This window comes from Aggregicoccus sp. 17bor-14 (assembly GCF_009659535.1).
GTDB lineage: Bacteria > Myxococcota > Myxococcia > Myxococcales > Myxococcaceae > Aggregicoccus.
On the sequence record NZ_VJZZ01000020.1, the window covers coordinates 17415 to 37501 of the forward strand.

Consider the following 20087-nt stretch of genomic DNA (forward strand, 5'->3'; position numbering starts at 1 on the left):
GCTCAGGCCCCGGCCTTCGTGCGCGCCTCCAGCGCACGCACCACCGCGACCATGTCCTCGCCGCCGTGGCCCAGCGCCACCGTCTCCCGGTAGAGCGCGTGGCAGGCGTCGAGCAGCGGCGAGGCCAGCTGCGCGCGGCGCGCCGCCTCGGCGACGAGCTGGTTGTTCTTGAGCACGTCCGCGGCCGCGGCCTGCGCGGCGAAGTCGCCCGCCACCAGCTTCTGCGCCTTCACGCGCGAGACGCTGCTCGCCATGGGCCCCGCGTCGAGCACCGCGCGCAGCGTGTCCAGGCTCAAGCCCTGCCGCTCGGCGAAGTGCACCGCCTCCGCGAGCCCCGTCACCATGGTGATGAGGAAGAGGTTCACCGAGAGCTTCATCAAGAGCGCGTTGGGCACGGCGCCGCAGGGCACGGCCTCGTGGCACATGGGGCGCAAGAGCGGGCGCACCGCCTCCACGGCCTCTGGCGCCCCCGCGAGCATCGCGACCAGCTGCCCCGCCTCCGCGGGCTTGCGCGAGCCGGAGACGGGCGCCTCCACGTACTGCGCGCCCGCGGCGCGCAGGTCCGCCTCCAGCCCGCGCGAGTACTCGGGCGAGGTGGTGCCCATGTGCACCACGGTGCGGCCCGCGACGAGCTGCGCGAAGCGCGGCGTGCCGCGGCCGAGCACGGCGTCGATGGAGTCCCCGTCCGCGAGCATGAGGATGACGGTGTGTGCCCGCTCGAACACCTCCGCGGCGCTCGCTGTCACCTGCGCCCCGGCGGCGCGCAGGGGCTCGCACTTGTCCGCGCTGCGGTTCCACACCACGAGCGGCGTGCCCGCGCGCGCGAGGTTGAGGGCCATGGGCTGTCCCATCAGCCCCAGCCCGATGAAGCCCAGTTCGTGCTGCATACCCACCTCCGTGCGGGCAGGGTAGCGCTGCGCACCCTGCAGCGACAGGCTTCCCTGTGGCCCGATGCGCAGCACCTTTCGCCAGGAGTGCGAAGTGCCAGGGCCCCCGTTACAGGGGGGCCACCGTCCCAACCCAGCGCGGAGGCAGTCCATGCGAGCAGCGAGCTACGAGCGCACCGGCCCGGCGAGCGAGGTCCTCACCGTCGGCGAGCTCCCCACCCCCACGCCCGGCCCGGGCGAGGTGCGGGTGAAGGTGCAGTGGAGCGGCATCAACCCCTCGGACGTGAAGAGCCGCGGCGGGATGATGGGCGCGAAGCCCCCCTTCCCCCGCATCATCCCGCACAGTGACGGCAGCGGCGTCATCGACGCGGTGGGGGACGGCGTAGCGCGCGAGCGCGTGGGCGAGCGGGTGTGGACCTGGAACGCGGCGTGGGGCCGGCCCTTCGGCACGGCGGCGCAGTACGTGGTGCTGCCCGAGGCCCAGGCCGTGGCCCTGCCCGAGGGCGTGCCGCTCGAGGCGGGCGCCTGCCTCGGCATCCCGGCGCTCACCGCCTACCACGCGGTCGCCACGGACGGCGGCGTCCTGGGCAAGAGCGTGCTCGTCACGGGCGGCGCGGGCGGGGTGGGGCACTACGCCATTCAGATTGCGCGGCTCTTGGGCGCGCGCCAGGTGCTCACCACGGTGAGCTCGCCGGAGAAGGCGCGGCTCGCGCAGGAGGCCGGCGCGGACGCCGTGCTGGACTACAAGCGCGAGGACGTGCCCGCGCGGGTGAAGGCGCTGACGGGCGGGCGCGGCGTGGACCGCATCATCGAGGTGGACCTCGCGGCGAACCTGCAGCAGGGCATCGCGGCGCTGCGCGCGGACGGCGAGTGGGTGGTGTACGGCAGCGGCGTGCGCGAGGTGCCCATGCCCTTCGGGCCCCTCATCTTCAAGAACATCGGGGTGCGCTTCTTCATCGTCTACCACCTCAACGCGCAGGACCGCGCGCGCGCGCTCGAGCACGTGACGTCGCTGCTCGCCCGCGGGGCCCTGCAGCACAACATCGCCGCGCGCCTGCCGCTCGCGCGCATCGCGGACGGGCACGCGCTCGTGGAGGGCGGCAAGGCTCTGGGCAACGTGGTGCTGCAGGTGGACTGAGGGCGCGCGGGCTAGAAGCCCAGCCCCACGTGGAGGCCGAGCTCGGTGGGGAAGTGAGAGTCGTGCTGGTCCGGCCCCGTCACGATCCGCAGCGGCAACAGGTTCTGGTTGACGCGCAGGTCCGCGTAGAGCCGCGTGGAGGAAGTGCGCAGGAACATCACGCCGAGCTGACCCCAGGCCGCCACGTTGGCCACGGTGCTCAGCTCGCCACCGAGGAGCAGCCGCGGAGAGAGCCCCGCGCCCACGTAGGGCGAGACCTCGGACTGCGTGAGGTAGTAGCTCGCGCCGAAGTCCGCATAGAGGCCGCCGTAGCCGGTGCGCGACTCCGAGTTGTCGGCGGCCACGAGGAAGCCGAGCCCGAACTCGAGGAAGTGGCGGCCGCTCTCGGCGCGCAGGTCGAAGCCCACGCCCATGGTCGGCTCGAAGGTGGCGCCCAGGGGCCGGGCGAGGAAGGCCTTGAAGCCGGCCACCTGCTCGGAGGCCACGCGGTTCGGCGCGCGCGCCTCGCGCTCGGTGACCGTGTCCAGCGAGCGCGTCGCCTCCGGAGACACCCGTTGGTACAGCGCGCGCGCGAGCCGCTGGGCCACGGCCGGGAGGTCCTCCGCGCTCTGCGCCCGCATCTGCGCGGAGTACACGGGGGCCCCATCGCGGCGGTAGCGCGTGGAGGTGACGAGCATCCCCGTCTCCAGGCCGATGACGTTGGTCTCCAGGTACTCGTCCGCCTCGAGCGCTCCCGCCGCGGCCGAGAGGCTCATCCCCGGCTGCACCGCGGCGCCCGCCGGCGCAGGCAGCACCACGGGCTGTCCGGACGCGCGCCCGTAGGCATCCGCGAGCAGCTCGCCGAGCGCGGCGAGGGGGCCCTCCGCGACGTTGGTGCCGCGCGGGGGAAAGACCGCGGTGCGCCCCGCGGCGAGCGCGGGAGTGGCACCGAGGAGGGTGAGCAGCAGGAACAGCGCGGAGGAGGCGCGGCGGCCGTGCATGGAGAGCTCCACCGGACCCGCCTCGGCCGCGCTCCGGTGCGTCCTGTTTATCCGCTCAGGACGCCCTCTGCCAAACAGCGGAGCGCTATTGCCCCGAGAGCGCCTCGAGGCGCGCCGCGGTCCGGGGCGCGCCCATCATCCGGGCGGCGACGAGCGCGGTGCCGCCGCTCGCGTCCTGGTGCTCGGCGCGGGCGCCGCGCGCGAGCAGCAGCTCGAGCACCTCGAGCCGGTCGAACATCGCCGCGTACATCAGCGCGGTGCGCCCGTCCGGCCCGCAGCCGTCCACCGGCGCGCCGCCGGCGAGCAGCAGCTCCACCATGCGCACGTCGCCCTTGAAGGCGGCGCCCGCGAGCGGCGTCTGGCCGCGGTCGTTGGCACGCGTGGGGTCCGCGCCGCGGCTGAGCAGCAGCTGCGCGGCCTCGGCCTGGCCCGCGTAGGCGGCGAGCATCAGCAGCGTGTTGCCGTCCTCGTTGGTGAGGTTCACCGGCAGCCCCGCGTCCAGCATCTGGCGCAGGGTGGCGGCGTCGCCCTGGCGCGCGAGCCCGAAGGCCTCGCGGGCGAGCGCGAGGGCGCGGGGGTCGATGTCGGCGACGGGGGGCGGGGTATTCATGGCGGGGCTCCAGGCGCGCAGGCGCGCTCGAACGAGAAGAGGTGTGCACGGCGGCCGCGGAGAGCAAGGCGCTCGGCGCGGCGGGAGGAGTGACCGACGGGGCTCGGCGTCGCACATCCCTCACCCCGTCCCTCTGACTCCGTGAAAAAGGGAGAGGGGACAGCTCAGGTGCGGTCGCGCAGGTCCGCGACGGCGTCCGCCACGCGCTGGCCGTACTCGGGGTCCGCGGCGCGGAAGTGGGCGAGCGCGCGCTCGATGACGTCCTCGCGGCTCACCTGCGCGAGGCTGCCGGCGAGGTTGTCCACCAGCCGCTGCTTCGCGTCCTCGGGCATGAGGCGGTAGAGGGCGCCGGCCTGCACGAAGTCATCGTCCTCGGCGTGGCGCACCGGCGCGTAGGTCCCGGCGGCTCCCTGCAGGGGCAGGGGCGGGGCGAAGGCGTTGCTCTGGCGCGGCCCCTCGTAGCTGTTGGGCTCGTAGTTGCGCGCGCGCCCGCCGTTCGCATCGAAGCGCATGTGGCCGTCGCGCCCGTAGCTGCGCGCGCCGCCGGGCACCCCCTTGGGCGCGTTCACCGGCAGCTGGGTGTGGTTGATGCCCAGGCGGTAGCGGTGCGCATCGCCGTAGGCGAAGAGGCGCGCCTGCAGCATGCGGTCCGGCGAGGGGCCGATACCGGGCACGAAGTTCGAGGGGTCGAAGGCCGCCTGCTCCACCTCGGCGAAGTAGTTGTCCGGGGCGCGCTCGAGCGTGAGCGTGCCCGCCGTGACGAGCGGGTAGTCCTTGTACGGCCACACCTTGGTGAGGTCGAAGGGGTTGAAGCGGTAGGTCGCCGCGTCGCGCTCGGGCATGAGCTGGATCTTCAGCGTCCAGCTGGGGCGCTCGCCGCGCTCGAGCGCGTCGTAGAGGTCCTTCTGGTGGTACTGGGGATCCCGCCCGCCGATGGCCTGCGCCTCCTCACTCGTGAGGCAGCGGATGCCCTGGTCGGTCTTGAAGTGGAACTTCACCCAGTGCCGCTCGCCGTCCGCGTTGACGAAGCTGAAGGTGTGGCTGCCGAAGCCGTCCGTGTGGCGCAAGGAAGCGGGGATGCCGCGGTCGCCGAACAGCCAGGTGAACTGGTGGGTGGCCTCGGGGGTGTGCCCGAAGAAGTCCCACACGTTGTCCGCCTCCTGGCGGTTGGTGAAGGGGTCGTACTTCTGCGAGTGGATGAAGTCCGGGAACTTGATGCCGTCGCGCAGGAAGAAGACGGGCGTGTTGTTGCCCACCAGGTCCCAGTTCCCCTCCTCGGTGTAGAACTTCACGGCGAAGCCGCGCGGGTCGCGCGCCGTGTCCGCAGCGCCGCGGCTGCCGGCCACGGTGCTGAAGCGCAGGAAGAGCGGGGTGCGCTTGCCCACGGCGCTGAACAGCTTCGCGCGGGTGTAGCGGGGCAGGTCGGGGTTCGTCACCTCAAAGGTGCCGTAGGCGCCCGAGCCCACGGCGTGCACCACGCGCTCCGGGATGCGCTCGCGGTTGAAGCGCGCGAGCTTCTCCAGCAGGTGATGGTCCTGCAGCAGCACCGGGCCCGCGGGCCCCGCCGTCTGCGAGTGCTGGTTGTCGGCGACGGGGGCGCCGGCCTCGGTGGTCAGGGTGGGAAGCGTGCTCACGTGCCGTCTCTCCTCGCGGTCCCGCGCGTCCAGGGGGAGCGCCTTGCCGCGACGGGGTGAGTAGCGCGGGGGCGGGTGAGCTCTCCAAGACATCGTCTGGATGGTCGTGATAACCCGGGGCTATCATGGCCCGCACGCCCTCCCTCCAGGACTTCACCCTGCGCCAGCTCGAGTACGTGGTGGCGGTGGCCGACGCGCTCGGCTTCCGCCGCGCCGCCGAGCGCTGTCACGTCTCGCAGCCCGCGCTCAGCAGCCAGGTGCGCCATGTGGAGGAGGCGCTGGGGGTACAGCTCTTCGAGCGCGACCAGCGCCGCGTGCTGCTCACGGCCGCGGGCGAGCAGCTGGTGGCGCGCGCGCGCCGCGTCCTGGTGGAGGCGCAGGATCTCCTCGCGCTCGCGCGCGGGCTCGCCGAGCCGCTCAGCGGCCCCCTGCGCCTGGGCGTCATCCCCACGGTGGCGCCCTACGTGCTGCCCGAGGTGGTGCCGGCCATCGCCCGCGCGCACCCGCGCCTGCGCCTGCTCATCCGCGAGGAGACGACGGCGCATGTGGTGCGCGGGCTCGAGGAGGGGCGGCTCGAGGTGGGGCTGCTCGCGCTGGAGGCGGAGACGGGGGGCCTGGAGAGCGAGGTGCTCGCGCAGGACCCCTTCGTGCTCGCGGCGCCCCCGGGCCACGCGCTCTCGAAGCGCCGCTCCCTGCGCCCGGACGACCTCCACGGCCTGCCCGTGCTGCTGCTGGATGACGGGCACTGCTTTCGCCGCCAGGCGCTCGCGCTGTGCAGCCGCGGGGGCGCAGCCGAGGCGGACTTCCGCGCGACGAGCCTCACCACGCTCGCGCAGATGGTGGCGAGCGGCGCGGGCGTGACCCTGCTGCCCCAGCTCGCGGTGACGGCGGAGAACCGGGGCGGGCAGCTCGCCACCGTGCCCTTCGCGCAGCCCGCGCCCGCGCGCACGCTCGCGCTGGTGTGGCGCCCGGGCTACCCCGGCGCCCCCGGCCTGCGCCTGCTCGCGGCCACCCTGCGCGCGGCGTGGCCCTCGGGGCGCGCGGCGCGCACCTAAGTCAGTCCTAAGAAGTTCTTGCACAGGTTCGCACGGAGCCTGCGAATCCAGAAGGTGGGCGAGAGGATGCCCGCCTTCGTCAGCACCTCCTGTGGGGACAGGCTCCAGAGGTAGCTGGCGGTGCGGTCCAGCTCGTCGTCGAGGCTTGCGTACTGGTGGTTGGCCAGCACGTCGCCCTTGGCGGCCCTCCACAGGTGGTCCATGGGGTTGAGGTGCGGGCAGCGCTTGGGCAGGAAGACGAGGAGGATGAGGAGCTCGTCTGCGAGGCGCTGAGAGGCGCGGGCGGTGTGGCTGGCGTCCGAGTCCAGGACGAGCACCAGAGGCCCGCGCGGGTGGCGGCGGCGCAGGTGGCGCAGGAAGGCGCAGAAGTCCTCGGCGCGCTGCGCGGTGCGCGCCAGCAGGTGCACCTCGCCGGAGAGGGGGTCGACGGCGCCGAAGAGGACGCACCTGGCGTTGCGGCCGGTGAGCAGCACCTGCCGGGGCGCAGCGCCCTGAAGCGCCCAGCAGGCGCGCAGGGGCGGAAACAGCAGCAAGTCCGTCTCATCCAGAAACAGCACGCGCGCCAGGGGAAGCCAGAAGCCCAGCGTCCAGCGCACTGCGCGCTTTTTTCTCTCGCTCCGGGTCCGGGGCGAGCGTGTAGCGGGGTCGCTTCCAGCGGTAGCCCAGCCGGTGCACCGCCTCGCGCAGCGTGTCGTCACTGACGCGCGGCGCCCCCTCTGCCTCCAGTTGCGCGCGCAACGTGGCCACCGTCCAGCCCGTGCAGAAGAAGCCGAAGTCTTCGGGCGAGCGGGCGAGCAGCTGCTGCAGCCTGCGCCGCTGCGCGGCCTGCAGCAGCGGCGGCCGCCCGCTGCGCACTCGGTCCGCCAGCGCCTCGGGCTTCTGGGCTCGCCACAGCCGACGCAGCCAGCCGTGCACCGTGCTGCGACTCACACCCATCAACGTCGCCACGCGCCCGGGCCGCTCACCCTCCAGCACCTGCAGCACCGCCACCAGCCGGCGCGCCAGGCGCGCATCCGGCGTCCCGCGCATCATCCGCCGCACGCGCTCACGCAGTGCGCGTGCCTTCACTCTGTCCGGCACCATGCCCAACCAGTAGGCACCGGCAGAGTGGTGTGCAAAGACTTTCCCGGACCTACTTAGCCGCTTCAGTGCACGGCCGGCGGCGCCTCGAGCGCGCAGTCCTGCTCCGGCTCGCGCGGGGGCACGAAGAAGGTGCGCGGGTTGCGGCGGAAGGCGCTCGCCACCCCGCGCGCGAGCACCAGGCTGCTGCCGCGGGGCACGTCCCGCGCGCGCAGCGCCACGGCGAGCGCGAGCGCGAAGGAGACGCCGAAGTTGAGCAGCCCCACCAGCCCCACGCCCAGCACCGCGGCGAGGAAGTCCGGCTCGAGCGCGGCCTGCGGCCCCAGCGCCGCGCCCGCGAGCGCGAGGCTGCCGAAGGACAGCGTCACGTGGCGCACCTCGAGGTGCACGCCGAAGAAGCCGGCCACCGCGGGCGTCATCGCGAGCAGGAAGCCGAGGCACACCAGGCCGCCCACGGGACCCACCTGCCGCAGCACCAGTCTGCCCAGGGCCTCGGCGCGCTGCGGGCCCAGCACGCGGCGCACGCCGCGATGTGCGGCGATCGCCTCCGGCAGCCGCCGGTACACCGCCCAGTTCTCCATCCACCCGCCCGTCACCGAGGCCATCCACAGCATCACGCCGGTGAGCGCGGCGAAGGGCAGGCAGAGGCTCTTCCACGGGTGCAGGCTGTGCACCACGTACTGGGCCTGCTCGGGCGTGAGCAGCGCGCGCCCGGAGAGCAGCTGCACCGCGAGCGCGAGCCCCACGCCCGCCGGCAGCACCATGGAGAGGTTGCCCAGCGCGGCGGCGAGCTGCGAGCGGGTGATGCGCGCGATGAGCTCCACCAGGCGCTCGAGCCGCCCACTCTCCTGCAGGCCCGGCGCGCCGGTGAGGTCCGTGGCGCCCTCGTCGCGCGCGAGCGCACCGGCGAGCGCGGCGGCCGTCATGGAGGGCTGCTTCGTGGCGAGCGTGAAGCCCAGGAACTGCATCAGCACGAAGCTGCCCGCGTAGTTGAGCGAGGCGAAGAGCCCCACGAAGAAGGGCGCGAGGCTGAGCGTGCCCAGCGTCACCTTGATGGCCGCGGTGAAGGCGGTGAGCAGGCCGCCTCCGGCCGCCGAGTGCACCATCTGGTGCCACTCGGCGCGCGTGGCCGTGATGTAGTGCTCGCCGCTCACCCCCGCGCGCTCGATGACCTTGCGCGCAAGCTGCCGCACGTTGCCCTGCACCAGCGCGCCCACCGAGCGGTCCTCGCGGCTGCGGCGCACCAGCACGCTGAGCAGCGCGAGCCCCTCCGCCCAGCGCGCCTCGCCGCGCGGCGCCGCGAGCACCCGCGCGATGCGCCCCATGCGCAGGAGCCCCCGCCGGATGCGCTCGAGCCGGTACACCAGGTCCACGCTGACGCCGTAGTGCTCCAGGTGCTGGTGCACCGTGGCCACCACGCCGTGGCACTCCTCGAGCGCCTGCCCCAGCTCGCGCAGCGCCTCCGGGTGCCCGTCGCGCGACACCATCGAGTCCGCTACCCGGCGCAGGCGCAGGAAGGGGTTCGCGCGCAGCGCGTGGCCCGGCAGCCGGTCCAGCACCGCGGGCGAGAGCCCCAGCGAGGCCGTGCGCACCGAGAGCACCACCAGCGCGTCCAGCAGCCAGCCGCGCACCTGCGCCGAGGGCTCCACCTCGGGCGGGGTCCACTCACCCAGCTGCAGCGCGAGCCGCGCCACGGCGGCCGGCGGCAGCGACGAGAGCCAGGCCGCGTCCGCCTCGCGGGGAAAGAGCCGCGGCAGCAGCGCGCTCAGCTCGCCCTCCTCGGGCGGGGTGGGCAGCAGCTTGCGCGCGAAGCGGTCCGTCACCTCGCCCACGAAGCCCTGTCCGCCGGGCACGCCCACCTGCGCGAAGAGCTTCAGCCCCTGGCTGCCGGCGAGCACCGCGCGCACCAGGCGCCCCACGTGCGCGCGCGCCTCGGGCAGCGTCTCCAGCACCCGCGCGAGCAGCAGCAGCCGGGCGTGGGGCAGCGCCGCCGCGGCGCTGTCCGGCGGCACGGGGATGAGGACCTCGTCCGCCGCCTCCGCACCCGCCGGCTCCGGCTCGGGCTCCGGCAGCGGGGTGCGCTGCGGCTCCTTCAGCCAGCGCACCAGCGCCTCCAGCCAGCCGGTGCGGGCTTCGAACCCTCCGGACTGGATCCCCGCCGGCTCGCCGCCCAGGACGGCGGCCCGGCACAGGAGCGCGTAGAGGTCGCGCACGGCGGGGTGGCCGGGCGCGCGCGGGCAGAAATGCGCACAGAACGCGTCCGCCTCGCGCGCGCTGGGCGCTCGCGAGGCGGGGAGCAGGGGGAGGTCGACGTCGGCGGGGGACTCGCGGGAGGGCGTGAGCATCGCGACTTCGCACGCTGACGCCCCCCATTCCCGCGGTCAAACTACTTTGCACTCAAACAGGTTGCCTGCCTGCTCGAGCGTCCGCTCCCGGCGGATTACTTCGCTGCGACGCCCTGCTTCACGGCCTCGGCGCGCAGTGCCTTCATCACAGCCTCCCACCCGCCCTCCTTGAGGAGCGGGCGCACCTGCTCGTCGCGCAGGCCGGTGAGCATGGAGTCGCCGAGCGAGGTGACGTCCAGCACCTTCCAGCCGCCCGCGCCCTTGAGCACGGAGTACTTCACCTTCATCTCCTGCTTCTTGAGCGGGTGGAGGATGAGGATGGTGCTGCCCACGGTGGCGGTGTCGCCGCCCGCGCCCAGCTTCGGGTCCTCGTACTGCACGGCCTGCAGGTACTTGAACTTCTCGCGCAGCTCCGGGAAGGCGCGCTTGGCGAGCACCGCGTGGAAGAGGCGGGTGAACTCCTTGCGCTGCGCCTCGGTGCCCTTCTGCCAGTCGTCACCGAAGAGGAACTTGCCCTGCGCGTCGCCGTCGAACTGCTGCAGCGCGAGCGCGTCCTTGCCGTAGCGCACGCCGCTGATGAGCGTGGTGAGCGGCTTGATGGGGGCCTTGTCCGCGGCGGTGCTGGCGGCAGCAGGCGCGGCGGCACCGTCCGCAGCGAGCGCCGGCGCGGCGAGAGAGAGGGCAGACAGCAGAGCGAGGGACTGCAGGCGGGAGATCACGAGAGGGCTTCCTCCAGACAAGGGCGCGCAGGGTGCGCGCACGGCAAAAAGGGGAGCAGGCAGGGGTGCTGCTCCAGGGCAACGAGTACACCTGAACGGCCGGGGCCGGACAAAATTCACCCCCTCACCGGACGCCTGCCCGCCCGAGCGTGGGCGGCCCCGGCAGGGACGCAATTTCCAGGGCGGTCGCGGGGTTTGACTGCATTCCGCACCGGGGTCTAGTGTCCGCCGACTTTTGCGGCCCCCGCCGTTACTCTGAGACGACATGCCTACCGACTACCTGTTCACCTCCGAATCCGTTACCGAAGGCCACCCGGACAAGATCGCCGACCAGATCTCCGACGGCGTCCTCGATGCCATCCTCGCCAAGGACCCGCAGGGGCGCGTGGCGGTGGAGACGCTCGTGAAGACGGGCCTCGCCATCGTGGCCGGTGAGGTGACCACGAACTGCTACGTGGACATCCCCAAGATCGTGCGCAGCACCATCTGCCGCATCGGCTACACCGACAGCTCCATGGGCTACGACGGCAACACCTGCGGCGTCATGGTGGCCATCGAGGGCCAGAGCCAGGACATCGCGCGCGGCGTGGACAACAAGAAGGACCAGGGCGCCGGCGACCAGGGCATGATGTTCGGCTTCGCGGTCAACGAGACCCCCGAGCTGATGCCGGCGCCGCTGCACTACGCGCACGCGCTCACCCGCCGCCTCTCCGAGGTGCGCCGCAAGCAGCACCCGTGGCTGCGCCCGGACGGCAAGAGCCAGGTGACGGTGGAGTACAAGAACGGCCGCCCCGTGCGCATCGACGCGGTGGTCGTGAGCACCCAGCACGCCGACGAGATCTCCAACAAGAAGATCCACGAGGCCGTGCGCGAGGACGTCATCGCCAAGGCGCTGCCCAAGAAGCTCATCGACAACAAGACCAAGTTCTTCATCAACCCCACCGGCCGCTTCGTCATCGGCGGCCCCATGGGTGACTCGGGCCTCACCGGCCGCAAGATCATCGTGGACACCTACGGCGGCATGGGCCGCCACGGTGGCGGCGCGTTCAGCGGCAAGGACCCGTCCAAGGTGGACCGCTCGGCCGCGTACATGGGCCGCTACATCGCGAAGAACGTGGTGGCCGCGGGCCTCGCGCACCGCTGCGAGGTGCAGGTGAGCTACGCCATCGGCGTGGCGGAGCCGGTCAGCGTGCTGGTGGAGACCTTCGGCACCGCGACCGTGCCCGAGGAGAAGATCGCGCGCGCGGTGCGCCAGGTGTTCGGCCTGCGCCCCCGCGAGATCGTGGAGCACCTGGACCTGCTGCGCCCCATCTACCAGAAGACCGCGGCGTACGGTCACTTCGGCCGCTCCGAGAAGGAGTTCACCTGGGAGCGCACCGACAAGAAGGATGCGCTGCGCGACGCCGTGGGCGGCGCCGGCAGCGCCCGCCTCAAGGTCGTGAGCAGCACCTAGGCCGCCTCAGGCAGAGCTGACGTACCCCGCGCGCGCGGGCTTCCCTCCGGGAGGCCCGCGCGTCGTGTTTTCGGAGCCCGTGCGCCGTTGCAGCCCGCACCGTTGCAAACGCGTGGCGGTTGCGCCGCGGGGCCGGGGAATGGGCGCGCGCGTGTCCGCGCGTGGGATGCGCGCCCGTGCGTGGGACGCACTGCGCATTCGCCGGCTGCAGCGAGTGGGTGCGTCGCTGCAGCGAACCCGCTCGCCGGGGCCGTCTCTCCGGCCGCTCTCCGAGTGCTCCTGCGCGCTCGCGCCGCCTCATTTTTTGTCGCGATACGCGTGCGGGGGCTTCGGCATTGCCTCTCTTGAATGGGTCAAGAACCCCTGCACCGAGGCTGTGACATGAACAAGCGACTGACGGGCGTGCTGACGGGACTCATGCTGGTGGTGCCGGCGATGGCGCTGGCAAAGCCCCCCGAAGAGCGGGACTCGCAAAAGATCGAGAACAGCCAGACCTTCGGCCGCATCAACGCGCCCGGTGGCGCAGAGGCGATCAACACCAACATGCGCTCCAAGGCCGAGCGCAAGTGGGCGAGCGACGGCAAGGTGAAGGCCCGCAGCCAGGTGGTGGGGACGCTCGTCGACATGCGCAGCAAGGTCATGTACGTGCGCGTGAACAGCGGCGCGGTGGTGCCCATCGACGGGCGCGACCTCGCCTTCCACAAGGCGCTCAACAAGGGCGACGAGCTGCGCGCCACCTTCGTGGTGGACGACGACCTGACCAACGTCGCCACGGGCGTGGAGCGCGCGGTGAGCACCGGCGCGGGCGGGTAGAGCGCGCACGCGCTTCGAGTGCAGTGCTCGAGGGGATGGGGCCGTCCCGGGGGTGGCGGCCGGGAGGGGGCCCTCGACGTGGCGAGCGGCGTACATCCGCGCGCGCTTGGGGCTTGCTGGGGGGGAGGGGAGGGCATACATCCGGCCTCTCCCTATGAGCCTGCTCGAAGCCATCGTCCTGGGCCTGGTCCAGGGCCTCACCGAGTTCCTCCCCATCAGCTCCACCGCGCACCTGCGCATCGTGCCGGAGCTGCTCGGCTGGCAGGACCCGGGCGCCGCGTACTCGGCCATCATCCAGCTGGGGACGGTGGCGGCGGTGCTGCTCTACTTCCGCAAGGACCTCGTCGCGCTGGTGGGCGCCTTCGTGCGGGGCCTCGTGCAGCGCCAGCCCTTCGGCACGCTGGAGGCGCGGCTCGCGTGGTTCGTGGGCGTGGGCACCCTCCCCATCGCCGTGCTGGGGCTCCTCTTCAAGCCCTTCATCGAGAGCTCCCTGCGCTCGCTGTACATCATCTCCGCGAGCCTCATCCTGCTCGCGCTGGTGCTCGCGTGGGTGGAGGCGCGCGCGAGCCACCGGCGCACGCTCGCGGACATGACCTGGAAGGACGGCATCCTCATCGGCCTCTGGCAGGCGCTGGCGCTGGTGCCGGGCAGCAGCCGCTCGGGCACCACGATGACGGGCGGCCTGGGGCTGGGCCTGCGCCGCGAGGACGCCGCGCGCTACTCCTTCCTCCTCTCCATCCCGGCCACCACGCTCGCAGGCGTGTTCGAGCTCAAGCACCTGGTGCAGGCCGCGAGCCGCCCCTCCACCGCGGCGCTGGTGGTGGGCACGCTGGTGGCGTTCGCGAGCGGGTGGGCCTCCATCGCGGGGCTGCTCGCGTACCTGCGCACGCGCACCATGCGCGTCTTCATCGTGTACCGCATCGCGCTGGGGCTGCTGCTGCTGGTGCTGCTGGGCACGGGCTTCCTGCGCCCGCTCTCGGGCGTGGAGAACCTCGACGTGCCCTCGAAGCCGCTCAAGCCGCCGGTGGAGAAGCAGGTCACCGACTAGGGACCGCGCGCGCTGTGGAACACTTCGACTCCCATCCCTTCTTCGACGCGCTCTCGCAGCGGCTGCACTCCCGCCCCACGCGCCGGGTGAACCTGCCCGGTCTCACGCTGCGCGAGAGCGCGGTGCTGGTGCCGCTGCACGCGCGCGGCGGCCGGCCTCACGTCGTCTTCACGCAGCGCCCCACGCACCTGCGCACCCACGCCGGGCAGTTCGCCTTTCCCGGCGGCACCCGCGACCCCTCGGACGCGAGCCCCGAGGCCACCGCCCTGCGCGAGGCGCACGAGGAGCTGGGCATCCCGCCCGAGGGCGTGCGGGTGCTGGGCGCGCTGGACGAGGTGTCCACGCTCACCGAGTTCCGCATCCAGCCGGTGGTGGGCGTCATCGCGCCCGACCTGGTGTACGTGCCCAGCGCGCACGAGGTGGCGCTCATCCTCGAGCTGCCGCTCGCGCACTTCCTGGACCCCGCGGTGCGCCGCACCGAGCTGCGCTCGGCGCACGGGCGCACCTACGAGGTGGACTTCTACTCCTACGGCGAGCACGTCATCTGGGGCGCGACCGCGCGCATCCTGCGCAACCTGCTCGCGGCGGCCGACGGCCTGCCCGGGCTCGCGCGCTAGCGGCGGTGGTCCCGGCCCATCGCGGAGCCGATGAGCAGCAGCACGAAGGCGCCGATGACTGCGCCCACGAAGCCGCTGGGCTCGAAGCCGCGGTCCAGCATGCGCAGGGTGCCCCCGCGCAGCAGCGAGGCGATCACCCCGCCCACGAAGGACCCCGCGATGCCCAGCAGGGTGGTGGCGATGAAGCCGAGCCCCTGCCTGCCCGGCATGAGGGCACGCGCGATGAGTCCCGCGAAAAAGCCGAAAACCACCCACCCACACAGCCCCATGAGGTCTCCTCCGTCGAGCGGGGCAGTCTAGCCCCACCGTGGCGAAATACGGCGCGGGACGTTCACCTTTGCAAGGCCGCACTGCCACCCGGGGCGAGGGGTGCGCAGGTTGCCAGGGCAGGCTGCAGTGGCCCTGGCCCGGGCCCCCGGACAGGAAGAAACGTGCTCCCACCCCCAGCGACCGAGCTGACAGACCCCGCCGAGCCGACCCGCCGCACCGACAGTGTGCCGGGCCTCACCATCGCGACCTTCAACCTTCGGCTCAACCTGGACGAGTGGGAGCGGCGCGCCCCGCTCGCCGTGGAGCAGCTCGCGCGCGTGCACCCGCACTTCATCGCGCTGCAGGAGGTCTGGCTGCCCATCGCCCAGGCGCGCTGGCTCGCCGGTGAGCTCAACGCGCGGCTCGCGGCCCACGTGGAGCTGGGCGCCTACAGCACCTTCGAGGTCCCCAAGTGGGGCGAGGGAGGGGGCAAGGAGGCGGTCGCCGTGCTCTCCCGCCTGCCCGTGGTGGGCACGGGGCACGTGGAGATGCCCGGCGGGCGCGTCGCGGCGCTGGTGCGCGCCACCTGGCGCGGCAAGGGCGTGGAGGTGGTCAGCACGCACCTGCACCACGGCCCGGTGGAGGTGGCGGACGGCATGCGCCGCTCCCAGCTGCGCACCCTCTTCGGCTGGCTGGACAAGCGGCTCGAGGAGCCCCACTCGCAGGCGGACGTGCCGGCGGTGACGGTGCTCACCGGGGACTTCAACACCACGCCGGACTCGGCGGCCATCGCTCTGCTGCGCAGCCGCTACCAGTCCGCCTACCTCACGGCCAACGGGCGCGAGCCCGAGTGGACCTACGGCACCGCCATCGCCATGCGCAACGACATGGCGCACCACGGCCGCACCTTCCGCAGCACGCTGGACTACATCTTCGTCACCCCGGGCGTGCCGGTGCGCAGCGCGCGCATCATCTGCAACGAGCCGCACCCCGAGGACCCGGACCTCACGCCCTCGGATCACCTGGGCGTGATGGCCGAGCTCGTCGTCCCCTGAGCCGGGTGCTCCGAGGAGAGGCCCGGGGTGAGGGCCAGACGCAACCGGGTTGCAACGAGCAGCCCGAGTGCGAGGAGCGCCGCGCTGCCCACCCAGTCCCCCCACGCCGCCGCGAGCGCAGGGGCGAGCGGCCCGGGGCGCAGCTGCGCCCCCAGCGCCTGCACGCGCTCCGGCTCGGCCTCGCGCACGATGCGCCCCAGTGGGTCGATCTCCGCCGACACCCCGGAGGGCGTGGCGCGCACCTGCGGCAGCCGCGTCTCGATGGAGCGGAAGGCGGAGACCACGAGGTGCTGGCGCGCGCCGAGGCCGCCGGCGAACCACGCGTCGTTGGCGAGCGTGACGAGCAGGTCCGCGCCCGCCCGCGCCCCCTCCGCCGCGAGCCCCGGCTCCGCGGCGTCGAAGCAGATGAGCGGCGCGAGCCGCAGCGTGCGCCGCCCCGGGCGCTCGAGCGTGAGCAGCTGCAGCCCCGGCCCCGGAGACCAGGTGCCGAGCCACGGGGCCCACGCGCGCAGCGCGGGTGAGTCCAGCCACGCGGGCACGTACTCGGAGAGGGGGAAGGGGTGCACCTTGCGGTAGCCCTGCGCGGGGGCTGCCTCCTGCGCGGAGAGCAGCACTGCGGCGTTGTACTCGCGCCCCGCCTCCCACGCGTAGGTGCCGAAGAGCAGCGGCACGCCGGTGTCGTGGGCGAAGGCGCGCAGCTCCGCGTCCAGCTCCGCCCCGGCCTCGCTGCGCGGGCTTCCGAAGGTGGTGGGGTACACCGTCTCCGGCCACACGAGCAGCTCGGGCGGCGCGGGCGCCTGCAGCAGCGCGCGCGACAGCGCGTAGTGCGTGTCGAGCACGGTGCGCACCGCGCCGTAGGTGCCCTCTGCCTCGGCGAGCTCGGCGTAGCGGGTGAGGTTCGCCTGCACCAGCCCCACCCGCAGCCCGGGCTCGCCGCCGTCACGCGCACGCGCCACCTGCTCGAGCGTGCCCAGCCTCCAGGTTCCGTAGAGCGCCGCGAGCCCGAGCGGCGCCGCGAGCGCGAGGGCGCGGCGCCAGGCTCGCGCGTGCGCGAGGGCCCACAGCGCCTCGTTGCACAGCAGCAGCGCGAGCGTGAGGCCGCGCACGCCCGCCACGTCCGCGGCCTGGCGCAGGCCTTCCGCGGGGTAGAGGCCGTAGCCCAGGCTCGCGTCCAGCAGCCGCGGCGCCGCCCACTCCACCCCCACGTACGCGAGCGCGCCGCCGAGCGCCGCGAGCCCCGCGCCCGTCCGCCGCAGCCCCGTGCGCGCGAGCGCGAGCGCGAGGAACTGCGGCTGCAGCAGCGGTGCCGTGAGCGCGAGCAGCGCGAAGGCGCCCCACGCAGAGACGCCCACGTAGCGCTGCACCGCGAGCGGGAACCAACCCAGCGCCCCCAGCGCGAAGCCCACCGCCTGCGCCGCGCCCAGCAGGCACGCGGTGCGCAGCGCCCGCGTGCGCTCGAGCGCGGCGAGGAAGGGGACGAGGCACACGGGCCCGAGCAGCCAGGAGGGGCCCTGCAGCCGGGCGTAGCCCGCGAGCAGCGCGCTGGAGAGCAGCAGCAGGAGGGCCGTGCGCTTCACCCGTCCTGCCCTTCGCCCGGCTCGGGGACCCGCTCGGGCAGGGGCTCGGGCACGGTGAGGACCTCGAGCGGCAGGCCCGGCGGAGCGAGCTCCGGCGGCACCAGGCCGTCCGGCGGAATGGCCACGGGGCGTCCCTGCGCATCCGTGGGGTGCGCGTCCGGGTGGAACATCAGCACCGCGGGCAGCTGCCGGCCGTCGTCCAGCGTCTGGTAGTGGCGCACGTAGCCCGGCGGCAGCGCGAAGCCCTCGGGCACCACCAGCCCGCGCTTGATGGGCTTGGTGCCCGGGGGATTGAAGACGGAGATGCCCTGGGGCTCCTCACCGGCCATCGCGCGCTCCTCCTGCGCCTTCGCGAGCTGGGCTGCCGCGAGCTGCACCTCCGCCTGCCGCGCCGTGGGCGGCCGCGGCGGGTGGGCCCGCGCGGGGGGCTCCGGGGCCGGCGCGCGGGCCGCCGGCGCGGGCTCCTGCGGGGCCTGGGGCGCGGGCGCGAGCGCATCCAGCAAGGGGGGCAGGGCGAGCATCAGCAGCGCGGCGAGCGCGAGCAGCCCCAGCCACAGCGCGCGCTCCAGCCCGCGGCGCTCCCTGCTGCCCTCCTGCTGCACTCGCGCCACGGGGAGCACCTCCAGGGCTCGGATGCTATGAAGTCTCCACCGGCGAGGGCAAAGCGCGCCGGCGGACGGGAGTCACATGCCCGAAAGTCGCGAGGCCGTGGCAGCAGCGCAGGTGGTGGCCTGGCCGCGGGGCCTGCGCTGGGTGGCAGCCCTGCTGGTGGCGCTGGCGGGCGCGAGCGTGGCGCAGCTGGGCGTGCGGGTGCTGCTCGATGCGGTGGACGGCGGCGCGCGCGCTTCTCCGCGCGCCGTGGTGGGCGGGGTGCTGGGCGGCGTGCTCCTGCCGCTCGCGCTCGTGGCCGCCCTGCGCTGGCTCTTCGCCGCGCGGCTGCTGCTCGAGGAGGGGCGGGTGCGGCTCGCCTCGCGCTTCGTGCGCCTGGAGGTGCCCCCGGGGGCGCAGGTGCTCGCGCACCCGTGGCTCCTGCCCCTGCCCTCGCCCGGCGAGTGGTGGGAGCTGGGCCCGGGGGAGCGGCTCGCGCGCGAGCTGGAGGGGGGAGCGCCCGGGGCGCTGGGCGCGGTGGCGGCGCCCGGAGGCCACGCGGCGCGCGCTGCCCGCGCCTTCGCCGAGGCGCGCCGGCGCCTGCACCGCTCGGGCCCACTCGCGCTCGCGCTGAAGTACGGGCTGTTCCCGCTGCTGCTCGGCGCGGTGCTCCTGCGCTCCTACCAGCACATCACCTTCGGGGCGTGGAACGGCGAGTACCAGCTCTTCGGCCTGCGCGCCTGGCTCGCCTCCGCGGCGCTCTACTGGGGCGGCACGCTGGTGTACCTGGTGGTGCTGGCGGGCACGCTGCGGGTGGCCGCCGAGCTGGTGTGCCTCTCGGCGGCCTGGGCGCTTCCCGCGAGCGCGCGGCCGGTGCGCTGGGCGGCGGAGTGGCTGGGACGCCTCGCCTACTTCGCGGGCGTCCCGGCGCTGCTCGCGCTGCGCTTCCTCGTCTGATGCCCTGCGGCTGAGGGCCTACGGCGTCGCGGGGTCGAAGAGCGAGCTCGCCCAGCCCATGCGCTCGTGGCCGCGGGTGTTCCACTGCGGGTTCTTCCCGCCCACCACCGTGCTGTCCGCGAAGTCGGGCGCGCCGGAGCCCGAGCCGCTGCCGGTGAAGATGCTCACCCCGATGGTGCCGCCGTAGAAGGTGGGGTGCGTGTCGTCCGACTGCAGGTAGTCGAAGCTGGTGCTCGCGTTGGCGAAGTGCGTGTTCGCATCGCGCACGGTGGAGCGCAGCGCCACGGTGACGCGCTGCACGTACGCGTCCTCCGTCTCACCCGAGTGGTAGCGCAGCGCGTCCGAGTCCACCTGGCCGTCGCCGTTGCTGTCGTAGTCGGCGCCCATCCACTCGGCGAACATGTCCGCGCACTTGAAGCCGTAGCGCTCGGCGAGGTTGCAGGTGCGCCAGTTGCTGCGCGCGATGTAGGGCATGAACTTCTGCTGCTTGTTCACGCTGGCGCCGCTCGCGTCCTTGCAGGCGAGCGTGGTGTTGTCCGCCGCGTAGCCCGGGTAGTACAGGTTCATCACCACCTTCACCTTCGCCGTGGTGGCGTAGGTGTTGATGGCCTGCATCGCCCGCTCGGTGTAGCTCGCGCAGTTGGCCAGCGCCGTGTCCAGCACCGCGAAGTTGCAGGTGCCGCTCTGGCCGTTCAGGTTGCTGCGCGCCTGCAGGTAGTCGTTGCCGCACATCTCGAACTGCACCACGCGCGTGCTGGTGGCCTGCATGTACGAGCGCTCGGCGACGATCTTGTTGTTGTAGATGTCGTCCGCCTTCGCCCCGCTCTTGGTGCGGCGGATGACCTCGATGTTCGCGTTCCACTTCTGCGCGAGGTACTCGCCGTCCACCAGCGGCCCCGCGCGCTTGGCCACGCTGCTGAGGCTGCCGGTGTAGCCGGCGTAGATGGAGTCGCCGTACGCCACCACGCGGTACTTCTGCGTGGCGCCCGTGCGGTTGATGGTCCAGGACGTGTTCTGGGTGAGGGTGTTCGCGGACGCAGCGGTGGGCAGCAACAGCGCAACAAGTGCCAGACCGCTCAGGGCGGATACCAGGCAACGGAGCATGACGCCTCCAGGGGACTGCGGGGGAGGCGGCAAGGCTAGCGGCGCCCGCACGGGTGATTGACAGGGGAGTCAGCCGCGCGCGGTCGCTACTGCACATTGACGCACTGCGACTCTGTTCGCCCGCATACGTGGGGCACGGGTCCCAGAGTGCCCCAGATGCAACCCGATTGCATCAAGC

Annotated in this window: 20 protein-coding genes; 8 read left to right on the forward strand and 12 right to left on the reverse strand. The window is 73.4% G+C overall.

Annotated elements, in window-relative coordinates; translation table 11 throughout:
* Positions 1-2: 2 nt before the first annotated feature.
* A complete protein-coding gene (locus FGE12_RS27210) occupies positions 3-887 on the reverse strand; it encodes an NAD(P)-dependent oxidoreductase (protein WP_153869553.1) in 885 nt (294 codons plus the stop codon).
* A 151-nt stretch (positions 888-1038) separates the two neighbouring features.
* Between FGE12_RS27210 and FGE12_RS27215 the strand changes: the two genes are divergently transcribed.
* The gene (locus FGE12_RS27215; protein WP_153869554.1) at positions 1039-2025 is read left to right on the forward strand and encodes an NADPH:quinone reductase; all 987 of its coding nucleotides are present in this window, start codon (positions 1039-1041) and stop codon (positions 2023-2025) included.
* A gap of 11 nt (positions 2026-2036) precedes the next feature.
* Here FGE12_RS27215 and FGE12_RS27220 read toward each other — a convergent pair whose 3' ends face one another.
* The 3 genes from FGE12_RS27220 to FGE12_RS27230 form a co-directional block, all read right to left on the reverse strand.
* A complete protein-coding gene (locus FGE12_RS27220) occupies positions 2037-3005 on the reverse strand; it encodes a hypothetical protein (RefSeq protein WP_153869555.1) in 969 nt (322 codons plus the stop codon).
* An 85-nt stretch (positions 3006-3090) separates the two neighbouring features.
* Complete coding sequence (locus FGE12_RS27225) at positions 3091-3615, reverse strand: ankyrin repeat domain-containing protein (RefSeq protein ID WP_153869556.1); 525 nt, start codon at positions 3613-3615, stop codon at positions 3091-3093.
* 164 nt (positions 3616-3779) lie between these two features.
* Positions 3780-5249 carry a catalase gene (locus tag FGE12_RS27230; RefSeq protein ID WP_370459167.1) on the reverse strand — a complete coding sequence of 490 codons (1470 nt, stop codon included), beginning with the start codon at positions 5247-5249 and terminating at the stop codon, positions 3780-3782.
* A gap of 125 nt (positions 5250-5374) precedes the next feature.
* Here FGE12_RS27230 and FGE12_RS27235 point away from each other — a divergent pair, with 125 nt between their 5' ends.
* A complete protein-coding gene (locus tag FGE12_RS27235; RefSeq protein WP_153869558.1) occupies positions 5375-6304 on the forward strand; it encodes a LysR substrate-binding domain-containing protein in 930 nt (309 codons plus the stop codon).
* Here the strand turns inward: FGE12_RS27235 and FGE12_RS27240 are convergent.
* From FGE12_RS27240 to FGE12_RS27255, 4 genes are all read right to left on the reverse strand, one after another.
* A complete protein-coding gene (locus FGE12_RS27240) occupies positions 6301-6900 on the reverse strand; it encodes an IS630 family transposase (protein WP_153869559.1) in 600 nt (199 codons plus the stop codon). The two genes, FGE12_RS27235 and FGE12_RS27240, sit on opposite strands and share 4 nt — an antisense overlap.
* Positions 6845-7372, reverse strand: coding sequence for a helix-turn-helix domain-containing protein (locus tag FGE12_RS27245; RefSeq protein ID WP_194798323.1), 528 nt, complete (start codon positions 7370-7372; stop codon positions 6845-6847). Before FGE12_RS27245 ends, FGE12_RS27240 begins: the two co-directional genes overlap by 56 nt.
* Positions 7373-7449: 77 nt before the next feature.
* Positions 7450-9729, reverse strand: coding sequence for a gliding motility protein (locus tag FGE12_RS27250; protein WP_153869561.1), 2280 nt, complete (start codon positions 9727-9729; stop codon positions 7450-7452).
* Between the two features lie 95 nt (positions 9730-9824).
* Complete coding sequence (locus tag FGE12_RS27255) at positions 9825-10448, reverse strand: ABC transporter substrate-binding protein (RefSeq protein WP_194798324.1); 624 nt, start codon at positions 10446-10448, stop codon at positions 9825-9827.
* Positions 10449-10713: 265 nt separating this feature from the next.
* Here FGE12_RS27255 and metK point away from each other — a divergent pair, with 265 nt between their 5' ends.
* The 4 genes from metK to FGE12_RS27275 all read left to right on the forward strand — a co-directional run bounded on the left by metK (position 10714) and on the right by FGE12_RS27275 (position 14379).
* On the forward strand, positions 10714-11901 hold the full coding sequence (gene metK, locus FGE12_RS27260; RefSeq protein ID WP_153869563.1) for a methionine adenosyltransferase: 1188 nt from the start codon (positions 10714-10716) through the stop codon (positions 11899-11901).
* Positions 11902-12282: 381 nt separating this feature from the next.
* Positions 12283-12714, forward strand: coding sequence for a hypothetical protein (locus FGE12_RS27265; RefSeq protein WP_153869564.1), 432 nt, complete (start codon positions 12283-12285; stop codon positions 12712-12714).
* A gap of 154 nt (positions 12715-12868) precedes the next feature.
* A complete protein-coding gene (locus FGE12_RS27270; RefSeq protein WP_153869565.1) occupies positions 12869-13762 on the forward strand; it encodes an undecaprenyl-diphosphate phosphatase in 894 nt (297 codons plus the stop codon).
* Between the two features lie 14 nt (positions 13763-13776).
* Positions 13777-14379: a CoA pyrophosphatase gene (locus FGE12_RS27275; RefSeq protein ID WP_194798325.1), complete on the forward strand. Its 603-nt coding sequence runs from the start codon at positions 13777-13779 to the stop codon at positions 14377-14379.
* On the opposite strand, the gene FGE12_RS30140 is transcribed toward FGE12_RS27275, so the two are convergent.
* The gene (locus FGE12_RS30140; protein WP_194798326.1) at positions 14376-14648 is read right to left on the reverse strand and encodes a GlsB/YeaQ/YmgE family stress response membrane protein; all 273 of its coding nucleotides are present in this window, start codon (positions 14646-14648) and stop codon (positions 14376-14378) included. The two genes, FGE12_RS27275 and FGE12_RS30140, sit on opposite strands and share 4 nt — an antisense overlap.
* Positions 14649-14810: 162 nt before the next feature.
* On the opposite strand from FGE12_RS30140, the gene FGE12_RS27280 reads away from it, so the two are divergent.
* On the forward strand, positions 14811-15683 hold the full coding sequence (locus tag FGE12_RS27280; protein WP_194798327.1) for an endonuclease/exonuclease/phosphatase family protein: 873 nt from the start codon (positions 14811-14813) through the stop codon (positions 15681-15683).
* On the opposite strand, the gene lnt is transcribed toward FGE12_RS27280, so the two are convergent.
* On the reverse strand, positions 15647-17260 hold the full coding sequence (gene lnt / locus FGE12_RS27285) for an apolipoprotein N-acyltransferase (protein ID WP_194798328.1): 1614 nt from the start codon (positions 17258-17260) through the stop codon (positions 15647-15649). The two genes, FGE12_RS27280 and lnt, sit on opposite strands and share 37 nt — an antisense overlap.
* Positions 17257-17871: a hypothetical protein gene (locus tag FGE12_RS27290; protein ID WP_153869567.1), complete on the reverse strand. Its 615-nt coding sequence runs from the start codon at positions 17869-17871 to the stop codon at positions 17257-17259. The genes lnt and FGE12_RS27290 overlap by 4 nt, the downstream gene beginning before the upstream one ends.
* Positions 17872-17947: 76 nt before the next feature.
* On the opposite strand from FGE12_RS27290, the gene FGE12_RS27295 reads away from it, so the two are divergent.
* Positions 17948-18805 carry a hypothetical protein gene (locus tag FGE12_RS27295; protein WP_153869568.1) on the forward strand — a complete coding sequence of 286 codons (858 nt, stop codon included), beginning with the start codon at positions 17948-17950 and terminating at the stop codon, positions 18803-18805.
* 18 nt (positions 18806-18823) lie between these two features.
* Here FGE12_RS27295 and FGE12_RS27300 read toward each other — a convergent pair whose 3' ends face one another.
* Positions 18824-19909, reverse strand: a complete 1086-nt coding sequence (locus FGE12_RS27300) for an SGNH/GDSL hydrolase family protein (protein WP_153869569.1) — start codon at positions 19907-19909, stop codon at positions 18824-18826.
* Between the last annotated feature and the right edge of the window lie 178 nt (positions 19910-20087).

Coding starts and splice junctions, on each gene's coding strand:
- FGE12_RS27220 (WP_153869555.1), bottom strand. CDS start 3,005: ATGCACGGCCGCCGCGCCTCCTCCGCGCTGTTCCTGCTGCTCACCCTC.
- FGE12_RS30140 (WP_194798326.1), bottom strand. CDS start 14,648: ATGGGGCTGTGTGGGTGGGTGGTTTTCGGCTTTTTCGCGGGACTCATC.
- FGE12_RS27215 (WP_153869554.1), top strand. CDS start 1,039: ATGCGAGCAGCGAGCTACGAGCGCACCGGCCCGGCGAGCGAGGTCCTC.
- FGE12_RS27225 (WP_153869556.1), bottom strand. CDS start 3,615: ATGAATACCCCGCCCCCCGTCGCCGACATCGACCCCCGCGCCCTCGCG.
- FGE12_RS27295 (WP_153869568.1), top strand. CDS start 17,948: ATGCCCGAAAGTCGCGAGGCCGTGGCAGCAGCGCAGGTGGTGGCCTGG.
- FGE12_RS27250 (WP_153869561.1), bottom strand. CDS start 9,729: ATGCTCACGCCCTCCCGCGAGTCCCCCGCCGACGTCGACCTCCCCCTG.
- FGE12_RS27210 (WP_153869553.1), bottom strand. CDS start 887: ATGCAGCACGAACTGGGCTTCATCGGGCTGGGGCTGATGGGACAGCCC.
- FGE12_RS27265 (WP_153869564.1), top strand. CDS start 12,283: ATGAACAAGCGACTGACGGGCGTGCTGACGGGACTCATGCTGGTGGTG.
- FGE12_RS27300 (WP_153869569.1), bottom strand. CDS start 19,909: ATGCTCCGTTGCCTGGTATCCGCCCTGAGCGGTCTGGCACTTGTTGCG.
- FGE12_RS27235 (WP_153869558.1), top strand. CDS start 5,375: ATGGCCCGCACGCCCTCCCTCCAGGACTTCACCCTGCGCCAGCTCGAG.
- FGE12_RS27270 (WP_153869565.1), top strand. CDS start 12,869: ATGAGCCTGCTCGAAGCCATCGTCCTGGGCCTGGTCCAGGGCCTCACC.
- metK (WP_153869563.1), top strand. CDS start 10,714: ATGCCTACCGACTACCTGTTCACCTCCGAATCCGTTACCGAAGGCCAC.